At 38.3% G+C, this 3,159-nt stretch carries 3 protein-coding genes; all 3 read left to right on the top strand.

Features of this window, described 5'->3' with window-relative positions:
- The coding region (locus C0512_RS14965) for a DUF2345 domain-containing protein (RefSeq protein ID WP_290863005.1) at positions 1-613 on the top strand (613 nt) is incomplete at its 5' end.
- Complete coding sequence (locus tag C0512_RS14960) at positions 603-2,003, top strand: LysM peptidoglycan-binding domain-containing protein (protein ID WP_290863003.1); 1,401 nt, start codon at positions 603-605, stop codon at positions 2,001-2,003. The genes C0512_RS14965 and C0512_RS14960, both read left to right, overlap by 11 nt.
- The gene (locus C0512_RS14955; RefSeq protein WP_290863001.1) at positions 2,000-2,905 is read left to right on the top strand and encodes a hypothetical protein; all 906 of its coding nucleotides are present in this window, start codon (positions 2,000-2,002) and stop codon (positions 2,903-2,905) included. The genes C0512_RS14960 and C0512_RS14955 overlap by 4 nt, the downstream gene beginning before the upstream one ends.
- The last annotated feature ends 254 nt before the right edge of the window (positions 2,906-3,159 follow it).

Below are 3,159 nucleotides of genomic sequence, written 5' to 3'. Positions count from 1 at the left end.
GGTAGGCAAACCACCCGAAACCGCTAATCCGATCCAAACCACCGGCATTGCACTGCACGCCGCCACCGGCAAAGTATCCATGCAAAGCCAAAGCGACCAAACCCGCCTCACCGCCGACAAAACCCTCACCATCGCCAGCACCCAAGCCAGCATCCGCATCGCCGCCCCCCACCACTTGCTCATGACCGCCCAAGGCGCCGGCATCCAACTCGAAGGCGGCAACATCACCCTCACCGCACCCGGCACTGCTGCTTTTAAGGCTAGTATGAAGGTGTTGGCGGGGGCGGGGCGTATACCAATCAAATTGCCATCGTTTCCAAAAAGCCAGATTCACATTGATGAGTCAAACCAAGTGCTATATAGCCAACAAATCAATGCCGCAGATTTTTTAAGCAAATGGGAAAGTAACGTTGGCATATCCTACGAGTTTTGGCAAAAAAATTCCAAAAATCAAATTGCTGCAGGTAATTTGAATGGTCACGGCATATCGACAAGGGTTTTTACAGATAAAGAGGAAGAATTAATTTTGATACTCGGAGATTCAAGTTGGGAAGTAATTATTCCAAAAGAGCCTGTTGCACCAAACGAAAAAGAGGATGATCATGACTATTGAGAGAAATAAAATCATTACAGTACAAGCTGGCGATACCTTATCAAAGATTGCCAAAAAGAAAGGAACTACAGTTAACAAAATATTGGATCTTAATCCGAATCTCCATAATCCAGATGTTTTGATAGTGGGTCAAAAACTGAAAATTCCATCAAAAGATGTCGAGTTTTCTGTTAGATTTGTGAACTTATTAGACCAAGCACCTGCAGGTATAAAATTTAAGATACAACAAGCTGAAATACAACTAGCACAAGGCAGGGTCACCGAGCAATCTAATGAATTCAGTATTACAGCCGAATTAAATTCAAAATTAAGTGTTTGGGCTAAAAAAATTGGCGATTTTGATTTTTTGAAAGTCGCAGAATTAAATGTTATTGATACTCCGCCCATTGTAATTTTGAAACTTAATAGTGTAAAAATAAATAGCAAAACGGAATTACATCCAAAAAAAAATAGTGAATCATTAATAAGTGCTGAACACCAAGCTATGCCTAGCCAGACTCCTATAAACGATGGTAGCGCAAAGAAAGAGCAGGGACTCACTTATGTTATAGGTACAAACACAAAAAGCGAGCCAGAACATAAAGTTCTAGACAGAGGTTGCTCATGTGACAAAGACATTAATATTGATCAGCTTGCCGCAATCTTCCCAAACAGAAAAAAAGCCAATTTAGAAGAGTTTATCGTTCACATAAATTCAATGTTTAAAAGATATCAAATTAATACATGCTTACGAAAAGCTCATGCATTAACACAAATTGGTCATGAATCTGGTAGTTTAAGATATCTAGCTGAAATTCTTCCTAAAGGCAAAAAAGAAGCTGATGTGTATGACGGTTACAAAGGTCGAGGTTTAATTCAAATTACTTATAAGAAAAATTATGATGCATATGGAAAATATGTAAATGAAAACTTTCTTGGATATAATAAAATGAAGCTTGAAGAACCAAAGTGGGCAACAGATTCCGCTGGGTGGTATTGGAATTATGGCACAAGCATTGATCTTAATAACTATGCTGACACAAGCGATCTATTAGCCATTTCCTTCGGAATCAATGGTGGGTTTAATGGTCTGGATGACCGAATAGATGTATTTAAACGGGCTCACAAAACGCTTAGAGTCTTGTCTTGTCTGAGTTCAAATGCGACCGATAGCGAGTACGCCCCATTCTCCAAAAGTGCTGTCTATAATAAACGTGATGCTGCTTTTGCATGGGGACTTTGGAGTGACCCAAAATCAAATAAAAAAGGAGTTTTTAAAAACGCTGATAACAGCAAGGCCGGGTATGCAAGATTTTTAGAGTTAAATAATGAAGTCCCAATAAGAAGAGCGCGTTACGGTTTTAAAAGTACGGAAGCGATGATTTTTCTCGCGAAGGAACGAGCGAAATGATTAGATTAGTTTTTTTTATCTTTTTGTACATTAATTCCGAGTCACTACCTGCGCTTGACCGTCAGGATATAGACATAAAAAATTACTTAGCAAAACGGCAGTGGACTCTTTTTGAGACAAAAGATATTCCAAAAAGCCCGCTTGAATATGTTGTTCCTATACTAATTTTTAAGAACGGATCAAATGTTCCTAGTTGCGGGATCATATTCGGATCAGAGCCAGATTATGAATATAAGGATATTTTTGGACCTGAAGATTTAGAAATGTTCCCTCACTGCATAAGTATAGATGGAATGAAAGTATTTATGATGCTTGGTGAGCAGTATTTAGTACTAACATACTCAGTGCAAGATACTAGAACAGAGAAATATGAAAATAGTATTTTTTTCCGCATTAAAGATCAGAATATTTTTCCAGATAAAAAACTGAATAACATGCTGAAATCTATAGATCAAGTTGAGAAACAAATCAATATAGAAAATCAGATCGCAGTGGCTAAGTCTGAATTAATAAAGTCTGAGTATAAGAATTTGAAGTTCTTGGAAAGGGACTTTATTTCAAATGACCATAGTTCTTTTTCTGTATTCAAAGAAGAAAAAACAAATAGATGTGTTTTTGTAGCTGAATCAAATGGGGAACTAAAAAGGTATAGTAGTCAAGATTTTGTAACTCAAGGATTATGCATTGAGTTTCTGGCTACTGGAAAGGCTTCTTTTGGCGACAAAGCTTTATATTTAGCGATTTTTATTGATGAAAAAAGGGAGAAAAAAGTCGCGGTGATCTCGATAAATAACTCTGGGGCAGTTGCGGCCGAAGTAAGTTTGTCGGAACGAATCAGTCAGTCTGGTAAAGTAAATGATATAAAAAGCATAAAAAAATACATTGCCAAAATAACACAGTAGAAGCCCTGCGATCTTGTTTTGCTCTTTCAGGCCCTTCCATTTTACCTTTTCCACCGCTTTTTCCTTTGGGCCGACATGCGGGTAACGCTTGCCTTTCGCGCTGATATTTATTTTCATCGCGAAACCTAAAAAGTAGAACGCTTCTTTGTTGGCATCAACGATCTTGGTCTTGCCTTCATTGAGCTTAAGCTCCCACTTTTCCAGTAGGTTCACTGGCGTTACGGCCTATATCTTTGTCGTTTAGAAATTTACGG

This window comes from Flavobacterium sp. (assembly GCF_013822155.1).
In the GTDB taxonomy this organism is placed as follows: domain Bacteria; phylum Bacteroidota; class Bacteroidia; order Flavobacteriales; family Flavobacteriaceae; genus Flavobacterium.
This window is presented reverse-complemented; position numbering and strand designations above follow the sequence as displayed.